This is a genomic window from Kocuria sp. ZOR0020, from assembly GCF_000800955.1.
Lineage (GTDB): Bacteria > Actinomycetota > Actinomycetes > Actinomycetales > Micrococcaceae > Kocuria > Kocuria subflava.
The window spans coordinates 1-20,584 of sequence record NZ_JROX01000012.1 but is presented as its reverse complement, the minus strand read 5'-3'; the positions used below and the strand labels follow the sequence as shown (position 1 = coordinate 20,584).

The following is a 20,584-nucleotide window of genomic DNA, read 5'->3' as shown; positions in this document are numbered from 1 at the left end:
GGGGTGGGAAGGGCGGGGAGGGAGGATGAGGGAGGATGAGGGGTCAGGCGGCCACGGTCCGACGGCGCTTGCGCCACCAGCGGCCCACGACCACCACCGAGAACAGGGTGGCCAGCAGAATGCCGCCGAACCAGGCCAGGCCCACCCGACCGATGGCCGAATCGAAACCCAGCACGATCAGCGGGGAATCCGGGCGCAAGAACGCCAAGGCAAAAGCCACCGCGTAAGCCACCACGCCTGGGACCGCCGCTGCCCAGATCCGCCTGGTGGTGGCGCCGGTCCACACGGAGACACTGACCACCAGGGCCAAGGCCAACAACACTCCCCACGGCAAGGTCAGACCGCCCAGGCGCAGGATGTTCCCGTGGACACCTGTTCCCAGGATCCCGGCCAACAACCCGCACACACCCGCCACCGTGAGGGTCACCGGGATGGAGGCCTGCTCCAAAGGATCGCGGCCCTGCCGGGAAGCATGAGAATCATCAGCAGCCGTTGAAACCGCACCAGCAACTCCGGCACCACCGGCGCCCGCCACTCCAGCCACACCAGCACCAGACCAATACTCGGTGACCGCCGGCAGTTCCGTTCCACCCACCATGCGGAAGGTCTCCACACCGCTGATCTTCTGCGGGACCCCGTTGGAGAACCGGAAGGTCAGATCCGCGGGATCGGTGGAAAGGACCACCTGCGTCTCGTGCGCCTCAAGGGCCGCGCGCTTGGCCGCCAGACCTGCGGGTTCGGCCTCGATCACCGCCTGGACCCGGCTGTCCTCGGAGGAGAACTCACCTTCGATGGCCCAGGTCAGCGGCACGTCCCAGCCCTCACCGCCGGCGCCGGCGGTGCGAGCCAGCTCCACGGCCCGCATCGTGGCCTGCGCGGTGCGGATGTGGTCAGGGTGGCCGTAGCCGCCGTCGTCGTCGTAGGAGATCACGGCCAGGGGGCGCACGGTGCGGATGGCCGCGGCAATGTGGGCTGACACCTCCTCCACGGGAGCGGCGGTCAAGGCTGCCGGCGAGACGTCAGCGGCAGCGGTGGCTCGCCCATCCGCACCCCAGGCCATCCCGGAATCCAGATACCGATCCCGCCCGTTGGACAGCCCCACGGACGGGACAATCGCGGGTTGTTGCCCGGCAAAGAAATGGCTACGCACGCCCAGAGCCGCACACGCCGCGTGCAACTCGCCCACGCGGTAGTCGCCCAGGGCGGTGCCGTCATCGGTGCACCCGGGCTGCCCCACCTCCAGGTGACGCAGGTCCGCGGGAATGACCTCTCCGCGCTCGCCACGGGTCATGGTCAGCAGCGTGACCTCAGCCCCGGCGCGCGCCAGGTGAGCCATGGAGGCCCCGGTGACCACGGTTTCGTCGTCCGGGTGGGCGTGAACGTAAAGCACCCGCGCCCCTACCGGGGAGACACCGGCCGGCAGAAGAGAGGTCAGCGCATGCGGCAACACCGCCGCACCCTGTTGGGGGTACGACGGCGTTGCGTCAGTCGTGCGGTCAGGCTCAGGCACGTGCCCGCTGACGAGCAGCACGCACACGCTCATTGACGTCCAGGATCACCTTGCGGATGCGGATGGCCTCCGGTGTGACCTCCACGCATTCGTCCTCGCGGGCGAACTCCAAGGACTCCTCCAAGGTGAGGATCTTGGGCGGGGTGAGGTTTTCAAAGTTGTCCGCGGTGGAGGAGCGCATGTTGGTGAGCTTCTTCTCCTTGGTGATGTTCACGTCCATGTCATCGGCACGGGCGTTCTCACCCACGATCATGCCTTCGTAAACCTCCTGGGTGGGCTTCACAAAGATGGTGCCGCGTTCCTGCAGGTTGATCATGGCGAACGGGGTGGCCACACCGGCACGGTCTGCCACCAGGGAACCGTTGGTGCGGTACTCGATCTCCCCGGCCCAGGGCTCGTAGCCGTCTGAGTAGGAGGAGGCGATGCCGGCACCGCGGGTTTCGGTCAGGAACCGGGTACGGAAACCGATCAGACCGCGGGAGGGAACCTTGAACTCCATGCGCACCCAGCCGGTGCCGTGGTTGGTCATGCCTTCCATGCGGCCCTTGCGAGCAGCCATGAGCTGTGTGATGGCGCCCAGGAACTCCTCCGGGGTGTCAATGGTCATGTGCTCCATGGGCTCATGGACCTTGCCGTCGACCTCCTTGGTCACAACCTGCGGCTTGCCGGCGGTGATCTCAAAGCCTTCGCGGCGCATCTGCTCCACCAGGATGGCCAGGGCCAACTCGCCACGGCCCTGGACCTCCCAGGCGTCCGGACGCTGAGTGGGCAGCACGCGCAGGGACACGTTGCCGATCAGTTCCTTGTCCAGGCGGTCCTTGACCTGACGGGCCGTGACCTTGGCGCCCTTGACGCGGCCGGCCAGCGGGGAGGTGTTGATGCCGATGGTCATGGAGATCGCGGGATCATCCACGTGGATCAGCGGCAGCGGGGCCGGGTTCTCCGGGTCGGTCAGGGTCTCACCGATGGTGATGTTTTCGATGCCTGCAACAGCCACGATTTCACCGGGGCCGGCGGACTCAGCGGGTTCGCGCTCCAGGCCCTTGGTGGCCAGCAGCTCGGAGATGCGTACGTTCTTCAGCTCGCCGTTGGACCGGGCCCAGGCCACGGTCTGGCCCTTCTTCAGGGTGCCGTTGAAGATACGCAGCAGCGCCAGACGGCCCAGGAACGGGGAGGCGTCCAGGTTGGTCACGTGCGCCTGGAGCACGCCTTCGTCGTCGTAGGACGGGGCGGGGATGTGATCGATGATGGTCTTGAACAGGGGCTCAAGGTCCTCGTTCTCCGGCAGGTTGCCATCCCCCGGGTTCTCCACGGAGGCCCGGCCGGCCTTGCCGGAGGCGTAGACCACGGGGACGTCCAGCACGGCGTCCAGGTCCATCTCCGGGTAGTCCTCGGCAATGTCCGAGGCCAGGCCCAACAGCAGGTCCATGGACTCGCCCACGACCTCCTCGGAACGGGCATCCGGACGGTCGATCTTGTTGACCACCAGGATCACGGGCAGCTTGGCTTCCAGGGCCTTGCGCAGCACGAAGCGGGTCTGGGGCAGCGGACCCTCAGAGGCGTCGACCAGCAGCACCACACCGTCCACCATGGACAGACCGCGCTCCACCTCGCCACCGAAGTCGGCGTGACCCGGGGTGTCGATCACGTTGATGGTGATCTTCTCCCCCTTGGCGGAGGGGCCGTCGTAGAACACGGTGGTGTTCTTGGCCAGGATGGTGATGCCCTTTTCCTTCTCCAGGTCACCGGAGTCCATCACGCGTTCTTCCACTTCACCGTGAGCGGCAAAGGCGTGGGTCTGCTGAAGCATGGCATCCACAATGGTGGTCTTGCCGTGGTCCACGTGGGCCACGATTGCCACATTGCGGAGGTCGGTTCGCTGGACAGTGCTCATACGCTTAAGGGGTCTCTCTCTGCGAGATCAAGTGATACGAGATCAAAAATCAGGTGGGGCTGCGGCTGGGCAGCCTGCGGAAGTCTACCCCGCAGACCGTGATTTCAGGCCGGATCATCAGGAATGTGAGACGGAGTACGGTGGGGTCGGCTCCATCTCACCCACCGTGTTGTGCACACCGAGGTTCCCATGCTCTCCGATCTCTCCCTGACCGCCGCTGTCCTTGCGGCCGGCGCGATTCTGATCGGCTCCACGTTGCAGCGCCTCTCCGGAACCGGTGTGGGTCTGGTGGTCACCCCCGTGCTTTCCCTGATCTTGGGGCCCGTTGCCGGGGTGCTCATGACCAATGCGACGACGACGGTCTCCGGGTTCACCATCATGCTCTCCGTGCGCAACAGGATTCAGTGGCGCAAGGCAGCGGTCATCATTGCCACGGCCCTGCCCGGAGCCGTGGTGGGGGCGCTGCTGGTGTTGATGATCCCCGCCGCCTGGTTGCAGATCATCATCGGTTCCCTGGTGCTGTTGGCCTTGATCCTGACGGTCAGCACCCCACGACTTCCCCGTGCAGCAGACCGCACCACGCTGCCGCTGGCCGGCCTGGTGGGTGGGGTGCTCAACACCGCAGCAGGTGTGGCGGCACCGGCCATGGTGATTGCAGCCCGCCTGACACGGTGGGACCAGAGGGCCTTCGGCGCGACGTTGCAGCCGATCTTCATGTTCATGGGTTTGTTCTCGGTGATCACCAAGTCCGTGATGGGCGCCGGAGTCGTTGACCTGCCGCCGTGGTGGGTGCTGCCGGTCGTCGTCGCTCTGGTGTTGGCCGGGGTGGGGATCGGCACCGCTTTGGAGACCAAGGTGCCCCCGTTGAGGGCGCGCACCCTGGCTCTGATCATTGCCGGGGCCGGTGGTGTGGCCGCCGTGGTCAAGGGGATCATGACCCTGGTGTGAGCGTCATACCCGGGGATGACTGCGGGACATGCATACATGGGCCTGTCGTCGGATGATCTCAAGCCCCGGTGAGAGCAAGCTTGGAGTATGTCGCACCAAGACCCCGCCCCAAACTCTCCTGAGACCTCCTCCTCGCCCTCACCTGATGCCCCGTGGGGCAACACCGCAGCCCCCAGCGTGATGGATGCTGCCGTGGTGGCCCAGCATGTGTCCCGCACTTACGGCTCCGGCGACTTGTCCGTGACAGCGCTGCGGGACGTTTCCCTGACCATTGAGCGCGGGACCTTCACCGCTGTGGTGGGTCCCTCCGGTTCCGGCAAGTCCACCCTGGTGCACTGTCTGGCCGGCCTGGACTCCCCGGACGCCCGACCGGAAACCGTGATCCAGGTGGGTGGCCAGGACATCACCCGCATGAATGACAAAAAACTCACCGAGTTCCGCCGCGAACACGTGGGGTTCGTGTTCCAGGCCTTCAACCTGGTCCCGGTGCTGACCGCTCAGCAGAACATCGAGCTGCCGCTGACCCTGGCGGGCAAGAAGCTGGACAAACAACGACTGGGTGCCGTTGCCCAGGCGCTGGGCATCACGGACCGCTTGGAGCACCGTCCGGATGAGTTGTCCGGCGGCCAGCAGCAGCGCGTGGCCATTGCCCGCGCGCTGATCACCGATCCAGATGTGATCATTGCCGATGAGCCCACCGGCGCCCTGGACACCGAAACCACCGCGCAGGTGTTGGGTCTTTTGGCGGACACGGTCCACAACCAGGGCCACACCGTGGTGGTGGTGACCCACGACTCCCGCGTGGCGGACTACGCGGACCGCACCATCCGAGTCCAGGACGGGCGGATCGTCTCTGATGAATTCGTGAAAGGCGGCAGGGTGGGCAGCCTTCACGGCTCCTCGGCTGTGACCACCCACGACGACGACGTCCGCTCACCGGGTACCCCCGGGCGCGGCAACCGCCTGGGCGCCTCCCAGCCCTCCATTGCGTCCTTGGCAGATGAGATCCGTCAGCGCGGCGGTGAGCTCTGATGCGCCGAATCGTGTTGAGCCGACTGCGACTGCAGTGGGCCCGCTACGTACTGATAACCCTGTGTGTGGCCGTCTCCGCGGCCTTCGCCACCGCCTCCATGATGTTGAACTCCACCATGAACGCCTCACTGGTGAGCAGCATCGCCGAAGGCACCAAGAATGCCGATTTGGTGGCGACCCCCAAAGTCACCACTGAGGGCGTCATGGACTCCACCTCCTACCTGACCGTTGAGCAAGCCCATGACTTTGCGGACCTGGATGGCGTGGACAGCGTCTGGCCTGCGATGTACACGTACACGGCTGTGGAGGGACAGTCATCATTGGACGGCGGTCTGAGTCTGGCCGAGGCACCGGAGGACTCCACGCTTTTTCCCTGGAAGCTCACGGAGGGGGATTTCCCCACCCAAGACGGCCAGGTGCTGTTGACCTCCAGCCGAGCTGAATCCCTTGGGCTTGCTGTGGGGGACACCATCACGGTGCAATCCACGGAGTACTACGACGGCATGGGAGCCACTGAGCCTGGGGACGGCACGGCATCAGTGGATCCTGAGTCCGCGGGTTCCATGGCACCTGGAGATCTCCCCACGGACATGGGACAGCTACAGCCACCCCAATCCGTGCAGCTGACTGTCACCGGCCTGGCGGATGTGCCGGAGATGAGCTCCTTTGTCCACGGGTGGGTCACAACGTCCCAGTTCCAGGAAATCTCTCCCATGCCCTATGACGACCTAGGAGTGGGCTCCGAAACCCAGATTCGTCTGGCAGACGGTGCTGACCTGGAAACCGTCCGGCAGGAGTTGAACCAATCGCTGGAGAACCAGGACCTGAGTATGGAGGTCCTCACCCCGCAGGAGCAGTCCGACCGGATCCTGGAGCAGATCTCCGGGGAGTCCAACGTGATGTTGGCTTTCTTGCTGGCCTTCGCCCTGTTGGCCGCGATCGTGGCGTTCTTGGTCATCACCACCACATTCGGTGTGCTGACCGCCCAGCGTGCCCGTGAGTTGGCGTTGTTGCGTTGCCTGGGTGCCACGGGTCCACAGATTCGCCGCTCCGTGATCCTGGAGGCCCTGGTGATTGGCTTGATCGCCTCCACCCTGGGAATCGCAGCCACCGTGGGAATCGGCTTTGCCCTGGGGCACATCCTGCCCGAATGGGTGGTGGTGGCAGTGTCCCTGCGGGACATTCTGGCCGGATTGGCCCTGGGTGTTGTGGTGACGCTGTTGGCCTCGCTGGGCCCTGCCCGCCGCGCCATGCAGGCCTCTCCCCTGGACGGCATGCGCGGTTCACGCACCAGTGACCGTCTGCCGGCACTCCGCACCGTGTTCGGCGTTCTGTTGCTGCTGGGTGGCGCGGGCACGCTGACCTGGGCCGCCGTGGTCCAGGACCAGGCCGTGGCCGGGATCGTTGCCGGTGCCGCCACGGGCGTTGGTCTGATCCTCACCTCACGCCTGTGGATGCCCACCGTTGTTTCCGGTTTGGGCAAGCTGCTGCCCGGCAAGACCGCCTCCACCTTGGCCGCAGCCAACGCGTCCCGTCACCCGGGTCGCACGACGACGACCGCCACCGCCCTGCTGATCGGGATCACCCTGGTGACCACGGTGCTGACGGGACACGCGGTGGCCCAGCGCTCCATCTTGGAACACCTGGATGAACGCACGCCAGTGGACATCACCATTACCCACAGTGTGGATGACCAGACGCTGGGGATGCTCGGCAACCAGCCCAACGTGGTGGGCGTGGAGCGCGTGGACGGTGAAACCCACGTTGACCTTGAACAGGGCATCAGTGGACGCAGCACCTCCGCATCAGTGGCAGCCATTGCAGACCTGACGGATTCGGATCAGTACCAGATCGGCTCGGTCGCGATGGAGAAAGCCACCTACGTGGACATACTGAACATCATGTTGGGTGTGGCGTTGGGTCTGCTGGGCGCTTCCGTGCTGGTGTCCGTGTTGGGAATCGCCTCCACCATGTCCTTGTCCGTGTTGGAACGTACCCGGGAGAACTCCCTGCTGCGAGCACTCGGTCTCTCGCGGCGGCAGTTGGCCTCCACCATTCGCCGGGAAGCCTTGTTGATTGCAGCAGCCGCTTGCCTGGCCGGTGTTGCCGCGGGATGGCTCCTGGGCACGGCGGTGGTTCGCTCCATGGTCACGGATTCCGTCCCGGTGCTCTTGACGGTCCCGTGGGTTGGTTTGACGGGCGTCGTCGTGGGTGGGTGGTTGACGGCCATGCTGGCAGCAGCGCTGCCCACACTGCGGGCCACGCGGGTCTCCCCGGTGGAGGGGCTGGCCTCGATTGACTGATGCGGTCAGGCCCCACGTGTCCGTGGCGCGTTGGATCGAGGACCACCCAGTGGTCGCCAACGCCGTGGTGGTCTCTGCACTGTGCGCCATCACGGTCCTGATGATGTCCGGTTTGGGATTCTCGGGCACGGCGGGAGCAGCCATGTTGGCCGCCCCCGTCTACCTCAGGATTCACAAACCGGTCTTGGCTGCGGTTCTGGTGGCGGTGGCCGCCCTGACAGCCACGGTGGTGCTGCAGACCTGGCCGTTTGCCGTGGGACTGTGGGCGGTGCCCATGGTGGTGCACCGGGTGGCGGCTCGTAGCTCAGGCCGGGCACGGTTCGGGATTCTGGCCCTGGCCATGTTCACAGCCCTGGTGGTCACGGTCATCAGTCCACGCTGGTCCTCGCCGTTGTTCTCCGTGGAGGGTTTCAGTTACGGCAGTGTGGACTGGTGGGCCGGCCTGCTGCTGATCACGCCCCTGATGTGGCTGACGATTGTCACCGCCTACCTTTTCGGTGACCTCAAGCGGGTCAAATGGGAGCGGGAAGTCGCCTTGGCCCAGCGTGCGCAGGCACTCTCCGACCGCGCCGAGGCACTGGCCGCCTGGGCACACCGCCTGGAGGTGGAACGGGATCAGGAGGTTCGGCTGGCCGCACAGGATGAACGCACCCGCATTGCCCGGGAAATGCACGACATCGTGGCTCATTCCCTGTCCGTGGTCATCACCCAGGCCGATGGCGCGCGGTATGCGGCCTCCCAGGATCCACAGGCCGCCACGGACACTCTGGCCCGAATCTCCGTCACCGCCCGCGATTCCTTGACTGAAATGCGGCGCCTGCTGGGGATCTTGCGCACGGAGGAGGGACCCTTGACCGCACCGGTGCCTGGGTTCGGCAACCTGCCGGAGCTGGTGGCGGGGGTGCGTCAAGCCGGCCTGCCGGTGGAGTTGGTTCTCCCCCGCTCCGACGACGCCGTGGCCGCCCTTCCGCCCGGTGCCTCCTTGGCCATCTACCGCCTGGTGCAGGAAGCTCTGACCAATGCGCTCAAGCACTCCCCCGGCGCCACGGCCGCCATGGTCCGCATCCGCACCGGGTGGGAATGGGTGGAGGCTGTGGTGATCAATGACGGTGTGCTCACGGAGGTGGATTCCACCACCACCAAGCCCTTGCCGTCCTCCGGGCAGGGACTACGCGGGTTGGCAGAACGACTGGGTGTTTACGGTGGTCAACTTCAAGCGGGTCCGGTTCCGGAGAATCCTGACCGGTGGATGGTGCGCGGGTGGGTGCGAACCCGCTCGAGTGCCGCCTCCCAACAGAAAGGTGGGTCATGAGCACCCCAGATTGCCCCATCCGTGTGCTGCTGGTGGATGACCAGCCCCTGGTACGCGGTGGGTTCTCCATGTTGATCGGGTCCCAGCAGGACCTGAAGGTGGTGGGGGAAGCCGGCGACGGCGCCCAGGCGGTGGATGTGGTCCGCATGACGGGCCGCTCAGGTGAGGGGCCCGACGTCGTTCTGATGGACATTCGCATGCCGAACATGGACGGGTTGGAGGCCACCCGGGAAATCCTGACCGTCGATCCGGCCGTGACCGTGGTGCTGCTGACCACCTTTGACCTGGATGAATACGCGCTGGACGGGATTCGTGCCGGGGCCAGCGGGTTCCTGCTCAAGGACGCCATGCCGGAGGAACTGCTCTCCGCCATCCGCACGTGTCACCGCGGGGATGCCGTGATCGCGCCGTCCACCACGCACCGTTTGATGCAGCGATTCATTGACCCACCGCGTCCGGAGGCACAACCGGATCCGCGCCTGGAGACGTTGACCCCGCGGGAACGGGAGGTTTTTGTGCTGGTGGGACGCGGGCTGTCCAATGCGGAGATCATGGCCGAGCTGGTGCTCTCCGAGCCCACGGTCAAGACCCACGTGTCCCGGATCCTGGCCAAGCTCCAGGCCCGGGACCGGGTGCAGCTGGTGGTCATGGCCCACGAAACCGGCCTCCTTTGAACACAGCCGAGACCGAGGTTTCCGCCCGGCCCCAGGGCCTTCGGCGGGCAGAATCCTCGGTCTCGACGGGGGTCAGACCTCCAGCAGGTCCTTGCCTGGGATCACATCCAGGAGGCGGCGCGTGTAGTCCTGGCGCGGGTTCTCGAACACCTGCTCCACAGACCCCACCTCAACCAACTTGCCGGATTCCATCACACAGACGTCGTGGGCGATTTCGCGCACCACGGCAAGGTCGTGCGTGATGAACAGGTAGGTCAGTCCAAGGTCCTCCTGCAACTGTCCCAGCAGTTTCAGCACCTGGTCCTGGACCAGGACGTCCAGTGCTGACACGGCTTCGTCACACACCACGATCTCCGGGTCCAGTGCCAGGGCGCGGGCAATGGCCACACGCTGACGTTGCCCGCCGGACAGCTCATTGGGGTACCGGTCCCCCAGCTGACGCGGCAACGCCACACGATCCAACAGGTCGTAAACCTTCTCCTTGCGGGACTTGGCATCGCCAACCTTGTGGACCCGCAGCGGCTCCTCAATGGAGCGGAACACGCTGCGCATGGGGTCCAGTGACCCGTAGGGGTTCTGGAAGATCGGCTGCACACGACGACGGAAACCGAACCACTCCTTGTTGGAGAACGTGGAGATGTCCTTGCCGTCTACGTGAATGGTTCCGGACGTGATGTCCTCCAAACCCAGGAGCATCTTGGCGATGGTGGACTTGCCGGAACCGGATTCCCCCACGATTGCCGTGGTGTGGCCCTTACGGATGGTGAAGGAAACCTCGTCCACAGCCCGGAACTGGGTGGAACGGCCCCAGGATCCGCGGATCTTGTACTCCTTCACCAGTTCCTTGATCTGCACGATCTCCTGGGCTGCATCGCCTTCATCTGCGGCCCCGATGTCCTCCGGGGTCAGGGACGGCACCGCACGCACCAACTGCTGCGTGTAGGGGTGCTTGGGGTTTTGCAGCAGAGCCTGGGCCGGGCCGGATTCCACCACTCGGCCCTTCTGCATCACCACCACGCGGTCTGCTCGCTCAGCGGCCAGCCCCAAGTCGTGGGTGATCAGCAGAACCGATGTGCCCTTTTCCTTGGTCAGTTTCTCTAGGTGGTTGAGGATCTGCTTCTGCACGGTCACGTCCAGGGCGGACGTGGGTTCATCAGCGATCAACAACCGCGGGTTGCAGGCAAGGCCAATGGCGATCAAGGCACGCTGACGCATACCGCCGGAGAACTCATGGGGGTACTGGTTCATACGGCGTTCGCCGTCGCTGAGACCAGCATCCTTGAGCGCCTGGACAACGTCCTTGTCCGCGTGGGGCAGACCGTTGGCCTTCAGCGTTTCCCGCACCTGGAAACCGATCTTCCACACGGGGTTGAGGTTGGACATGGGATCCTGCGGAACCATGCCGATCTCGCTGCCGCGCAGGGCGATCAGGCGCTTACGGGACGGGTGCGTGATGTCCTCGCCGTGGAAGAACACCTGCCCTTCGGAAATACGTCCGTTCTCCGGCAGCAGCCCCATGGCGGCCAGCGCGGAGGTGGACTTGCCGGACCCGGATTCACCCACAATGGCCACGGTTTCCCCCGGCATCACGGTGATGTTGGTTTCCTTCACGGCCTCCACATCACCGGTGGTGGTCTTGAAGGTGATGCCCACATTGCGCAGTTCCAACAGCGGGGTGTTTCCCGGACCGGCGGCACTTGATCCCGTTGCGGTCGGGGCCGCGGCGCGATCCGCACGACGACGTCCCCCCGGATTGGTTGACTCCGTTGACGTGCTCATCGGGTCCGTCCCTTCGGGTCCAGGGCATCGCGCAGGGCGTCACCCAACATCATGAAGCTCAGCACCGTGATGGAGAGCATGAGCGAGGGCCAGAACAACGCACCCGGGTTGGTGCGCAACTGCGGGCGAGCGGCCGAGATGTCATGCCCCCAGGACAAGATGGACGGCGGCAGCCCGATGCCCAGGAAAGACAGGCTGGCCTCAACCACAATGAAAATGCCCAGGGACAGGGTGGCCACCACAATGATGGGGCCAGCAGCGTTGGGCAGAACGTGTTTGAACAGAATGCTCAGTTTGCCCATGCCCAAGGATCGTGCGGCCGTGATGAATTCAGCGGAACGCACCTCCAAAACGGCACCGCGGGTGATGCGTGCCATCTGGGGCCAGCCGAAGATGGTCAACACAATGGCCAGGGTGACGATGCCTGCGTTTTGCCGCATCACGGGCACAGCCATCAACACAATGGCCCCCAGGATCAAGGGGACGGCAAAAAAGATGTCCATGATCCGCGAGACAATGGCATCCACCCAGCCACCGAAGTAGCCGGCGAGACCACCGAGCAGAATTCCCACCAAGAGCACTCCCAAGGTGGCGCCGAAACCCACCAGCAGGGAAGCTGATGCTCCGTGGACCACACGAGCCAAGATGTCACAGCCTTGATTGGTGAATCCCAGCGGGTGACCGGCGGTGGGGGCGCCATTCGCGTTGGAGAGAGTGCACTGACTGTCTGGTGAGGCTGACGTGAACACCGTGGGGAAGGCTGCCACGAACAGCACAAAAAGCATCAGCAGCGCAGAGATGATGAAAATGGGGTTCCTGCGCAGTGAGGACCAGGCGTCCCGCCACAGATTGCTGGGTTTGTCCGCCAACTGAGTTTCAATGCCGGCACGGCCTTCATCATCCAGGACCGGGGCCACAAAGTGCTCTGCCACGGGAACTTCACGCCCGGAGGGCTGCATCACGGGACCGCGAGCGGCGGTGTCAGGGGTTGAGTTCTGATCAGGCATAACGAATCCTCGGGTCCAGAACCGCGTAGAGCAGGTCCACCAGCAGGTTGGCGATCACAAACACGATCACAATCAGGGTGACCAGGGAAACCACCATGGCGCCATCTCCCATGTTGATGGAGCGGTACAGCTGATAGCCGATGCCGTTGACGTTGAAAATGCTCTCCGTCAGGATCGCACCGCCCATCAACGCACCCAGGTCAGCACCCATGTAGGTGACCACAGGAATCATGGAATTACGCAGGACGTGGGCGTTGCGCACCCGTCCCGGGGTCAAGCCTTTGGCCGTGGCCGTGCGCACGTGGTCCGCTGTTTTGGTTTCTGCCACGGAGTTTCTGGTCAGCCGCACCACGTACGCCAGAGAGATGGCGCCCAACACCATGCCGGGTAGGAGGAGGTCTTGAATCGGCGCACCCGCACCCACAGTGGGGCTTGTCCATCCCAGCTTGATGCCGATCACGAACTGGGCCACAAAACCCAGAACGAACACGGGCACGGAGATCAGCAAGAGGGACATGAAGAGCAAGCTGGAGTCGATCCAGGTGCCCTTCTTGAGGCCTGCAATCAGGCCCAGTGTCACGCCCACGACGGCCTCGAACACAATGGCGATCAGTGCCAGCTTGACCGTGTTGGGGAAGGTCTCCGCAATCACCGAGAGGATCGGCCGACCTGAGAAGTTGTTGCCCAGATCGAGCGTGAAAACACCCTTGAGATACAACAAGAACTGGAGGAAGAACGGTTGGTCCAGGTTGTACTGGGCTTCCAACGCCGCTTTGGTGGCCGGGGTGCAGCCACGGTCACCGCACAGGGCAGCAGTGGGATCCCCTGAGGTGGCAAACATCAGGAAGTAGACGATGAAGATGGCCCCGAAGAACACAGGGATCATCTGCAGGAGTCGCCTGACCAGATACCAAGCCATGTCAGAGCACACCCCCTGACGTAACGGGGTGCGAGGGCACCAATGATGGGGTGGACATGGTGAAAACTCCTGGAAGAAGACGGGTGCTGGGTGATGATGGCCGCAGCACCGCGATCAATGCATGGGATCAGGGTGGGAGCAACGGTCTGTTGCCCCCACCCTGATCATGGGGCGTCAGGCCTGCGTGACCTGCGCGTAGTTGATTTCACCGTTCCAGGTGAGGTTCACGTCGCTCACATTGGAGCTCCAGCCCCAGGTACGGGCCGGGTAGTAGAGCGGAATGGACGGCAGTTCCTCGATCAGGATCTCGTCTGCCTCAATGAACTTCTGGTTGGCTGCATCCAGGTCGTCAGCACGGCGGCCCTCTGCCAGCAAGGCGTCAAACTTCTCGTTGTCGTAGTGGGTGTCGTTGGAGGATCCGTTGCTGGCGAAGTTGGACCCCAAGAAGTTGGACATGGACGGGTAGTCCGCCATCCAGCCTGAGCGAATGGCAGAGGTCAGTTCGCCCGCATTGGCCTCCGTGCGAAGTTCCTTGAACGTGGCGTAGGACTTGCCCTGGGCCTCGATGTCCAAGGTGTTCTTGATCATGTTGCACACGGCATCCACCCATTCCTGGTGTCCACCGTCTGCGTTGTACGCCAACTCGAACGGGCCACCCGGGTAAGGCTCCATGTCCTCGGCTTCCTGCCACAGTTCCTTGGCCTTTTCTGGGTCGAACTGCACGTACTCCTCATTGCTGAAGCTGCCCGGGAAACCTTCCACGGCAGGCGACGTCAGATCCTTGGCGGGCACACCCTGCTTGATGACCTGGTCGATCAGTTCCTGGCGATTGATGGACATGGAGATGGCCTGACGGCGCAGCTTGCCTGCTTCGCCGGACCAACCGTCCAGGTAGTACGGAATGGCGAAAGAGTAGTTGCCTGCGTAATCCTGCTGATCAGTGCGGCCTGAAAGATCGTCCTCTCGAACATCCATGCTGGACGGCGGAATCTGGTCCAGAATGTCCAAGTTGTCGGAGATCAGGTCGGAATACGCGGACTCCGCAGACTGGTAGAGCTTGAAGGTCAGGGCATCCACCTGGGCGGGCTGTGAGCCGTCATAGTCCTCGTTCTTGACCAGGCGAATTTCCTCGTTGTGGGCCCATGCACCGTCGCCATCCATCTTGAACGGCCCCCAGCCCACGGGGTTTTCGCCAAAGGCTTCCATGTCATCAAAGGCCGATGCCGGCAGCGGTGCGTAGGCCGCGTAGCCCAAACGCACCGGGAAGGTCACGTCGCTTTCGGCCAGCTCGACCTCAAAGGTGGTGTCGTCAATGACCCGCAGGCCTTCCATCTGGTCTTCCTCGGAACCTTCGGCGGACACGACGTCGTAGCCCTTGATGGGTTCAAAGAAGTAAGAGCCGGTATGAGCGTTTTTGGCTGCAGCACCGTAGTTCCAGGCATCCACAAAGCTTTGCGCCGTGATGTCCTCACCGTTGGTGAACTGCTTGCCTTCCTTGATCTTGATGGTCCAGGTGGTGTTGTCATCGGATTCGATGGACTCTGCCAACTCGTTGACCGGCGAAGATTCGTCGTCGTAGGAAATCAGGCCCATGAACACCAAGCTGACCACACGGCCACCGCCCTGCTCGGAGGTTGCGGTGGGGATCAGGGGATTCTCCGGCTCAACACTGAAGGCCGTGACTGCGCCACCTTCGCCGCCGCCACCTCCTCCACCGTTGCCACAGGCGGACAGCGCCACAGCAGCCGCGCCGGAGAGAGCAAGACCGCCGAGCAGACGACGACGTGAAAGCAGAGGGTTCGGGTGACCTCCAAGTTGAGGAGAACGGAAGCAGCCTTGGGTGTGATGTAGGCCATACTTCCTGGTAGCGGAGCCAAGATTGACAGCCAACCAACAGCCTGGGACCACAAGTCCCACCTAGATTGTGCACCCGTCCTGTTACGAACCGGTAACCCGACCCCTGACTTGCGGCAACAAAGAGATTCGTTGCCAACATCAGGCAACAAAATCCCTGGTGAGTCACGCCCCCAGCAGCGTGGTGACCCCCAGATGCGCCAGCACGCCGAACCCGAGAGCCCACAGCAGAATCGAGATGCTCTGCCACAGGATCACGGCGTTCTTGGAAGCCCCAAAGGACACCATCAAGGATGAGGTGATCTGACTCGGCAGGACCCACTGCCCCAGCAGGGAGACTCCCGGGACACCGAATCGGTCAAACATCGCCTTGATCTTCTGCTTCCGCGGGCTCAGCGGGGGTTGCTCACCTTTGATCTTGCGGCGGGCTCTGTAGGCGATCTGCACCAGGACGAACATGGACACAAAATTTCCGATCACGGCGGCTGGAACTGCCACGAACAGCGGCAGACCCGCCACCACCCCGATGGCAGTCCCAAGATAGGACTCAACGAACGGGATGGCGCTGATCAGAATGATCGCCACCCACTGGAGGGTCTCCGGCATGGACTGGGTGAAGTTCTGCAGAGATTCGTACACGGGAACTCTCCTTGGCGTATCCGCGCAACCAGGACGCAACGAGCCGTCTCAGGTCACCGGCTGTGGGACAACGGGACCTCCGGGGCTCAACCATCGCGCCCGGCGTTGCCTCCAATCTGTCAAAGGGGCAAGTGGGACCGGCAGTGTCAGCACGTCACCCGAACTCCGGCAGATCCTCACACGCCACCCGTGACAAAAGTCATCAGTCTACGGTTGGGGCCATGACTACTCCAGAACACGTCAGCCCCACCACGTCCGTGGGCGTGCGGGAAGCCTGGCTCTACACCTGGGGTGGCCTGGTGCTCTACGCACTGGTTCTCTACGGCCTGGCCGTGACCGTCACCGTGGCGCGCACCGATCAGCCCGGCCCCTGGTTGTGGGGCCTCCTGCTCACCTACACCGTGGCCTTCCTGGGCCTGACCCTGTTTTGCCGCAGCCTCAAGGCAGGCCTGTGGTCCCGAACCACGGCGACGTCCCAACTGGCCGCTCTGTTGATCCCCGCCGTGGGGACCTCCGTGTTGAGCTGGCGGGATCCGGACTGGGTGATCGCCGGTCAGATTCCCTGGTTCATTGCTTGCAGCACCTGGGCCTTCGCTGCCCATCGCAAAGCCACGTGGCCTCTGATTCTGCTGGGTGCGTTTGGGGCCGCCGTTGGCGTGGGCGTGGGAATCGGGCTCAACCCCGGATCGGGTCAGTACATGCTGGACCACGTCCTGCCGGTTATGACTGCCACCTGGTTCATGACCTCACTGACCCCTCTGATGGTGTGGCTGACCGTGTGGTGGTGGGGTGTGATCCTCAAACTGGAAAGCGCGCGCAAGACCCAAGCAGATCTGGCTGTGGCACGTGAACGTCTGCGCTTTGCTTCAGATCTTCACGACATCCAGGGCCATCACCTCCAGGTGATCGCCCTCAAGGCGGAACTGGCGCAACGGCTTCTTGACCGCGACCTTGAGGCCTCACGGACCCAGCTGCAGGACGTCCGAAGTGAGGCGCAGACGGCGTTGCAGGAGACTCGCGCCCTGGTTCAGGGCTTGCGGCAGGTGTCCTTGGAACAAGAACTCGCCAACGCTGCCGAGGTCTTGACCAGCGCTCGAATCACGTCAACGCATCATGTGGACGGGTCGCCGTCGTCGTCCACGGTGCGGCACACCCTGGGACTGGTGGCACGGGAGGCCACCACCAACATCCTGCGCCATGCACGGGCCACCACAGCTGATTATCAGCTGGCCTGCGGGACCCAGGGGACCTGGACCCTGACCATTTCCAACAACGGCGCCCCACCCGCAGGTCATGAAACCTCTCCAACGTTCGGGCCCGGTACAGGGCTGGAGGGGCTGCGCGAACGATTGCATGCCGTGGGCGGGAACTTGAGTGTTGAGCACGCGGACAACACCTTCACCGTGTCTGCCGTGGTCCCGGATGACATGACACACCAACAGCACAGCAACTCCGCCCAACGCCAAGAATCGAGCGCCTCATGATCCGTCTGATTGTTGCTGACGACGAGCACCTGATCCGCGGAGCCCTGGTGGCTTTGCTGGATCTGGAGGATGACATCCAGGTGGTTGCTGACACAGACACCTCCACGGGTGCCGTGGAACTGGCACAGGAGCACCAACCGGATGTGTGCCTGTTGGATCTGGAAATGCCACCCACCGATGGCCTGGATGCCTCAGAGAAGATCCTGCGGACAGTTGCCACAAAAACAGTGATCGTCACCCGCCATGCACGTCCCGGAGTGCTCCGGAGGGCCCTGGCTTCCAAGGTCTCCGGTTTTGTTCCCAAGTCCACCCCGGCCCAGGAACTGGCGGACGTGATTCGCCAAGTGGCTGCCGGCAAACGCTACGTGGACCCGGAAATCGCTGCGGCAGCCCTGTCAGCTGAGCGTTGTCCCCTCACAGAACGGGAACTCGACGTCCTCCGGGAATCCCGCGGAACGGCACAAATCGTCCAGATTGCTCAGAAGCTGCACCTGGCACCGGGAACGGTGCGCAATTACCTGCTCACGGCCATGACCAAGGTGGATGCCCGCACACGGCATGAGGCAGCAGAAACAGCCTGGCAGCAGGGGTGGATCTGAGTCCTCCCCTGCTGCAGGGACCTGCCAGTCACCAGGTCGGCAGCTGCGGTGCTTGCGCACCCTCCGGAAGATAGATGTTCTCCGCATCCCCGCGGGCCAGCCACGGCAGGATGCCTTCCCGGTCACCCTCAACGCGCAGAGCACCGTCACCGATCACCCATTCGTCACGTTCATCCGTCACGATGGTCATGCCCGGGGCGTCCTTGACCTGCATGGTGCGCACGGCCGCCTCCAGCGCATCCAGCACCGAGTCAGGGTCTGCTTCCTCGATTTCCCACTGGGTGTCCAGATCAGCGTGATGCAGGATGATCTCCGCAACCATGACCCCAGGCAGCTGATGGGGCGCAAAAGTCTTGGGGCCAAGGGCCAGCTGGTCTACGGCCAGGGTTCCGGTGAGTCGCTGAGCGTTGTCCAGGAAGTGGCGGATGGCAGCGCGGGCTTCCACCTTGAGCTGCGCTGCAGGCAACCCGGCAGTTTCTGCGATCAGTGCGGAGCGTTCCTCCTGGGAGTCATACGGAGCCTGCTCGGTGCCGGTCTGCGCCCAGTTGATCAAACGCACCAGACGGCGACTGACCACGGCCACATGGGCCACCACGTCAGCTCGGCTCCAGCCCTCGCACAAGGACGGCTCAGTGAATTCGTCGTCGTGAAAGGACTCCACGGTGGAGAGGTACTGCTCAGTCTCCCGCTCCAGGCGGGAGAGGTCTGACTGGAGGCGGGCGTTGCTGTGCTGGCTCATGCTCCCAGGGTAGCCGCCCACTGTGATGTCAAACACCCAAATTCCCGGTCCGTTTTATACGCTTTTCTAATGAGTCCGCCCAACCTGTAGGCCCCACCCTGCCCAGGCAAATCACTGGTCCACACCCCGATTCACGCAGGCTTCACACCGTGGGACGCGGCACCACCGTGTGCGCTCCCGTAGGCTTCGGGACATGAACGAGCACGATCAGGGATTCTCCCCCGCAAGCTACGGGGCCCCGACCTCCTCCACCGCACCGTCCACCGATGACTCCGCCGTGTCCCCCGCGGGCACCGGGGAACGGGTGACATACCTGGTGGTGGACGGCGAGAACATTGACGCCACCCTGGGAATGTCCCTGCTGGAACGCAAGCCCCGCCCGGAGGAACGCCCCCGGTGGGAACGGGTCATGCACGGTGCCCGGCGCCTGTGGGATCAGCGCACCAAAGGACTGTTCTTCCTCAACGGCTCCAACGGCCACCTGCCCTTCAGCTTTGTGGCCGCACTGCGCGGTTTCGACTACCAAGTGGTCCCGCTCTCCGGGCCTGCACGCGTGAAGGTGGTGGATGTGGGCATCCAGCGCACCTTGGACGCGATCCTGGACCAAGGCTTTGGCGACGTCGTGTTGGCCACCCATGACATCGATTTTGTGGACCAGCTGCGCGCACTGCTGGCTGATGACCGCAAGGTCTCCGTGCTGTGCTTCCGCGAACTGCTGTCAGCGGGTCTTCATGATCTGGAGGAAGACGGTCTGCAGATCGTCGACCTGGAAGATGATTTCGAGGCGTTCAACGCCCCGCTGCCCCGTCTGCGGATCATCGACCTGGACTCCTTCGACCCCGCCCGCTACCTGTAACCCAGCATCACCCGGTTGTGGACGGAGTGCTGGATGGGGCACTGATCACCGAATTCACCGGCAGCGTGTCCGTGGCTTTCACGCTGACACTGCTGGCCGGCCTGGCCACGGGTGTGGGCGGACTGATCGCGCTGATCGCAGACCGCTCCAACGCCAAGTTCCTGGCTGTGAGCCTGGGCTTCTCCGCGGGCGTCATGCTCTACGTCTCCTTTGTGGAGATCCTGCCCAAGGCTCAGGAGTTCCTGGGCGCGGACTTGGGGGATCGTTCGGGCGCCTGGGGCATGGTGGGCGGGTTCTTTGCCGGCATTGCAGTGATCGCCGTGATTGACCGTTTGGTTCCGGCCCCGGCCAATCCCCACGAATTCACCTACGACGCCGCAGACATCCACACCCCGGACCATCACCTGACACAGGGCACCTCCGCTGCTTCCGCCTCTGGCACACGGCGTTGCCCGTCAGGCTCCAGCAGCACCACCACACCTGCTGAGCGAGCTCTGTTGCGCATGGGCCTGTTGACGGCCCTGGCCATAGCGATCCACAACTTCCCCGAGGGTTTTGCCACCTTCATGACTGCCCTGGCGGATCCCTCACTGGCCATCCCCATTGCAGTGGCCATTGCCTTGCACAACATTCCCGAGGGCATTGCGGTGGCCGTGCCCGTGTATCAAGCCACGAGCTCACGCGGCAAAGCCCTGGGCCTGGCCTTTGCCTCCGGGGTGGCTGAACCTGTGGGCGCGCTCCTGGGATTCGCCCTCTTGGCACCCTTGCTGACTGGCACGCTGTTCGGTCTGATATTTGCCGCGGTGGCCGGGATCATGGTGTTCATTTCCCTGGACAAGTTGCTGCCCACTGCGGAGAAATACGGTGGCCATCACCTGTCCATCTACGGTGTGGTGGGCGGCATGGCCGTGATGGCTCTGAGCCTGGTGCTGTTGGGCTGACGTTGTGGCCTCGGTTCCGCGCCAGTGATCATTGGGCTCAATCCTCATGTTGAGTGGACAGAATCCTGGCCCATCAGCGCTGATGGGCCAGGAT

Annotated in this window: 17 protein-coding genes; 9 read left to right on the top strand and 8 right to left on the bottom strand. The window is 63.7% G+C overall.

Annotated elements, in window-relative coordinates:
• Positions 1–43: 43 nt before the first annotated feature.
• Complete coding sequence (locus tag L979_RS14850; RefSeq protein WP_231559334.1) at positions 44–1,531, bottom strand: PIG-L family deacetylase; 1,488 nt, start codon at positions 1,529–1,531, stop codon at positions 44–46.
• The gene (typA, locus tag L979_RS01100) at positions 1,503–3,404 is read right to left on the bottom strand and encodes a translational GTPase TypA (RefSeq protein ID WP_047688207.1); all 1,902 of its coding nucleotides are present in this window, start codon (positions 3,402–3,404) and stop codon (positions 1,503–1,505) included. The genes L979_RS14850 and typA overlap by 29 nt, the downstream gene beginning before the upstream one ends.
• Positions 3,405–3,575: 171 nt before the next feature.
• Between typA and L979_RS01095 the strand changes: the two genes are divergently transcribed.
• The 5 genes from L979_RS01095 to L979_RS01075 all read left to right on the top strand — a co-directional run bounded on the left by L979_RS01095 (position 3,576) and on the right by L979_RS01075 (position 9,673).
• A complete protein-coding gene (locus L979_RS01095; RefSeq protein WP_342453293.1) occupies positions 3,576–4,352 on the top strand; it encodes a sulfite exporter TauE/SafE family protein in 777 nt (258 codons plus the stop codon).
• An 87-nt stretch (positions 4,353–4,439) separates the two neighbouring features.
• Entirely contained in the window at positions 4,440–5,384 is a 945-nt protein-coding gene (locus L979_RS01090; RefSeq protein WP_081993512.1) for an ABC transporter ATP-binding protein, read from the top strand.
• Positions 5,384–7,687 carry an FtsX-like permease family protein gene (locus L979_RS01085; protein ID WP_047688205.1) on the top strand — a complete coding sequence of 768 codons (2,304 nt, stop codon included), beginning with the start codon at positions 5,384–5,386 and terminating at the stop codon, positions 7,685–7,687. The genes L979_RS01090 and L979_RS01085 overlap by 1 nt, the downstream gene beginning before the upstream one ends.
• A 49-nt stretch (positions 7,688–7,736) precedes the next feature.
• Complete coding sequence (locus tag L979_RS01080) at positions 7,737–8,999, top strand: sensor histidine kinase (protein ID WP_156125280.1); 1,263 nt, start codon at positions 7,737–7,739, stop codon at positions 8,997–8,999.
• Positions 8,996–9,673: a response regulator transcription factor gene (locus tag L979_RS01075; RefSeq protein ID WP_047688203.1), complete on the top strand. Its 678-nt coding sequence runs from the start codon at positions 8,996–8,998 to the stop codon at positions 9,671–9,673. Before L979_RS01080 ends, L979_RS01075 begins: the two co-directional genes overlap by 4 nt.
• Before the next feature lie 72 nt (positions 9,674–9,745).
• Here the strand turns inward: L979_RS01075 and L979_RS01070 are convergent, their stop codons facing one another.
• From L979_RS01070 to L979_RS01050, 5 genes are all read right to left on the bottom strand, one after another.
• Positions 9,746–11,452, bottom strand: a complete 1,707-nt coding sequence (locus L979_RS01070; RefSeq protein WP_047688201.1) for an ABC transporter ATP-binding protein — start codon at positions 11,450–11,452, stop codon at positions 9,746–9,748.
• Positions 11,449–12,459: an ABC transporter permease gene (locus tag L979_RS01065; RefSeq protein WP_081993511.1), complete on the bottom strand. Its 1,011-nt coding sequence runs from the start codon at positions 12,457–12,459 to the stop codon at positions 11,449–11,451. Before L979_RS01065 ends, L979_RS01070 begins: the two co-directional genes overlap by 4 nt.
• Entirely contained in the window at positions 12,452–13,378 is a 927-nt protein-coding gene (locus L979_RS01060; RefSeq protein ID WP_047688199.1) for an ABC transporter permease, read from the bottom strand. The genes L979_RS01065 and L979_RS01060 overlap by 8 nt, the downstream gene beginning before the upstream one ends.
• 174 nt (positions 13,379–13,552) lie before the next feature.
• Positions 13,553–15,118, bottom strand: coding sequence for an ABC transporter substrate-binding protein (locus L979_RS01055; protein WP_231559333.1), 1,566 nt, complete (start codon positions 15,116–15,118; stop codon positions 13,553–13,555).
• 279 nt (positions 15,119–15,397) lie between these two features.
• Complete coding sequence (locus tag L979_RS01050; protein ID WP_047688197.1) at positions 15,398–15,871, bottom strand: hypothetical protein; 474 nt, start codon at positions 15,869–15,871, stop codon at positions 15,398–15,400.
• 221 nt (positions 15,872–16,092) lie between these two features.
• On the opposite strand from L979_RS01050, the gene L979_RS14225 reads away from it, so the two are divergent.
• Positions 16,093–17,355, top strand: coding sequence for a sensor histidine kinase (locus L979_RS14225; RefSeq protein ID WP_081993509.1), 1,263 nt, complete (start codon positions 16,093–16,095; stop codon positions 17,353–17,355).
• Positions 17,352–17,954 (top strand): DNA-binding response regulator, encoded by a 603-nt coding sequence (locus L979_RS01040; protein ID WP_047688195.1) that lies wholly within the window; start codon positions 17,352–17,354, stop codon positions 17,952–17,954. The genes L979_RS14225 and L979_RS01040 overlap by 4 nt, the downstream gene beginning before the upstream one ends.
• A gap of 28 nt (positions 17,955–17,982) precedes the next feature.
• On the opposite strand, the gene L979_RS01035 is transcribed toward L979_RS01040, so the two are convergent.
• A complete protein-coding gene (locus L979_RS01035) occupies positions 17,983–18,693 on the bottom strand; it encodes a maleylpyruvate isomerase family mycothiol-dependent enzyme (RefSeq protein ID WP_047688213.1) in 711 nt (236 codons plus the stop codon).
• Positions 18,694–19,045: 352 nt separating this feature from the next.
• Here L979_RS01035 and L979_RS01030 point away from each other — a divergent pair, with 352 nt between their 5' ends.
• Together L979_RS01030 and zupT are read left to right on the top strand one after the other, a co-directional pair.
• Positions 19,046–19,549 (top strand): nuclease, encoded by a 504-nt coding sequence (locus L979_RS01030; protein WP_255349585.1) that lies wholly within the window; start codon positions 19,046–19,048, stop codon positions 19,547–19,549.
• Between the two features lie 17 nt (positions 19,550–19,566).
• Positions 19,567–20,490, top strand: a complete 924-nt coding sequence (gene zupT / locus L979_RS01025) for a zinc transporter ZupT (protein WP_156125279.1) — start codon at positions 19,567–19,569, stop codon at positions 20,488–20,490.
• Positions 20,491–20,584 lie beyond the last annotated feature (94 nt).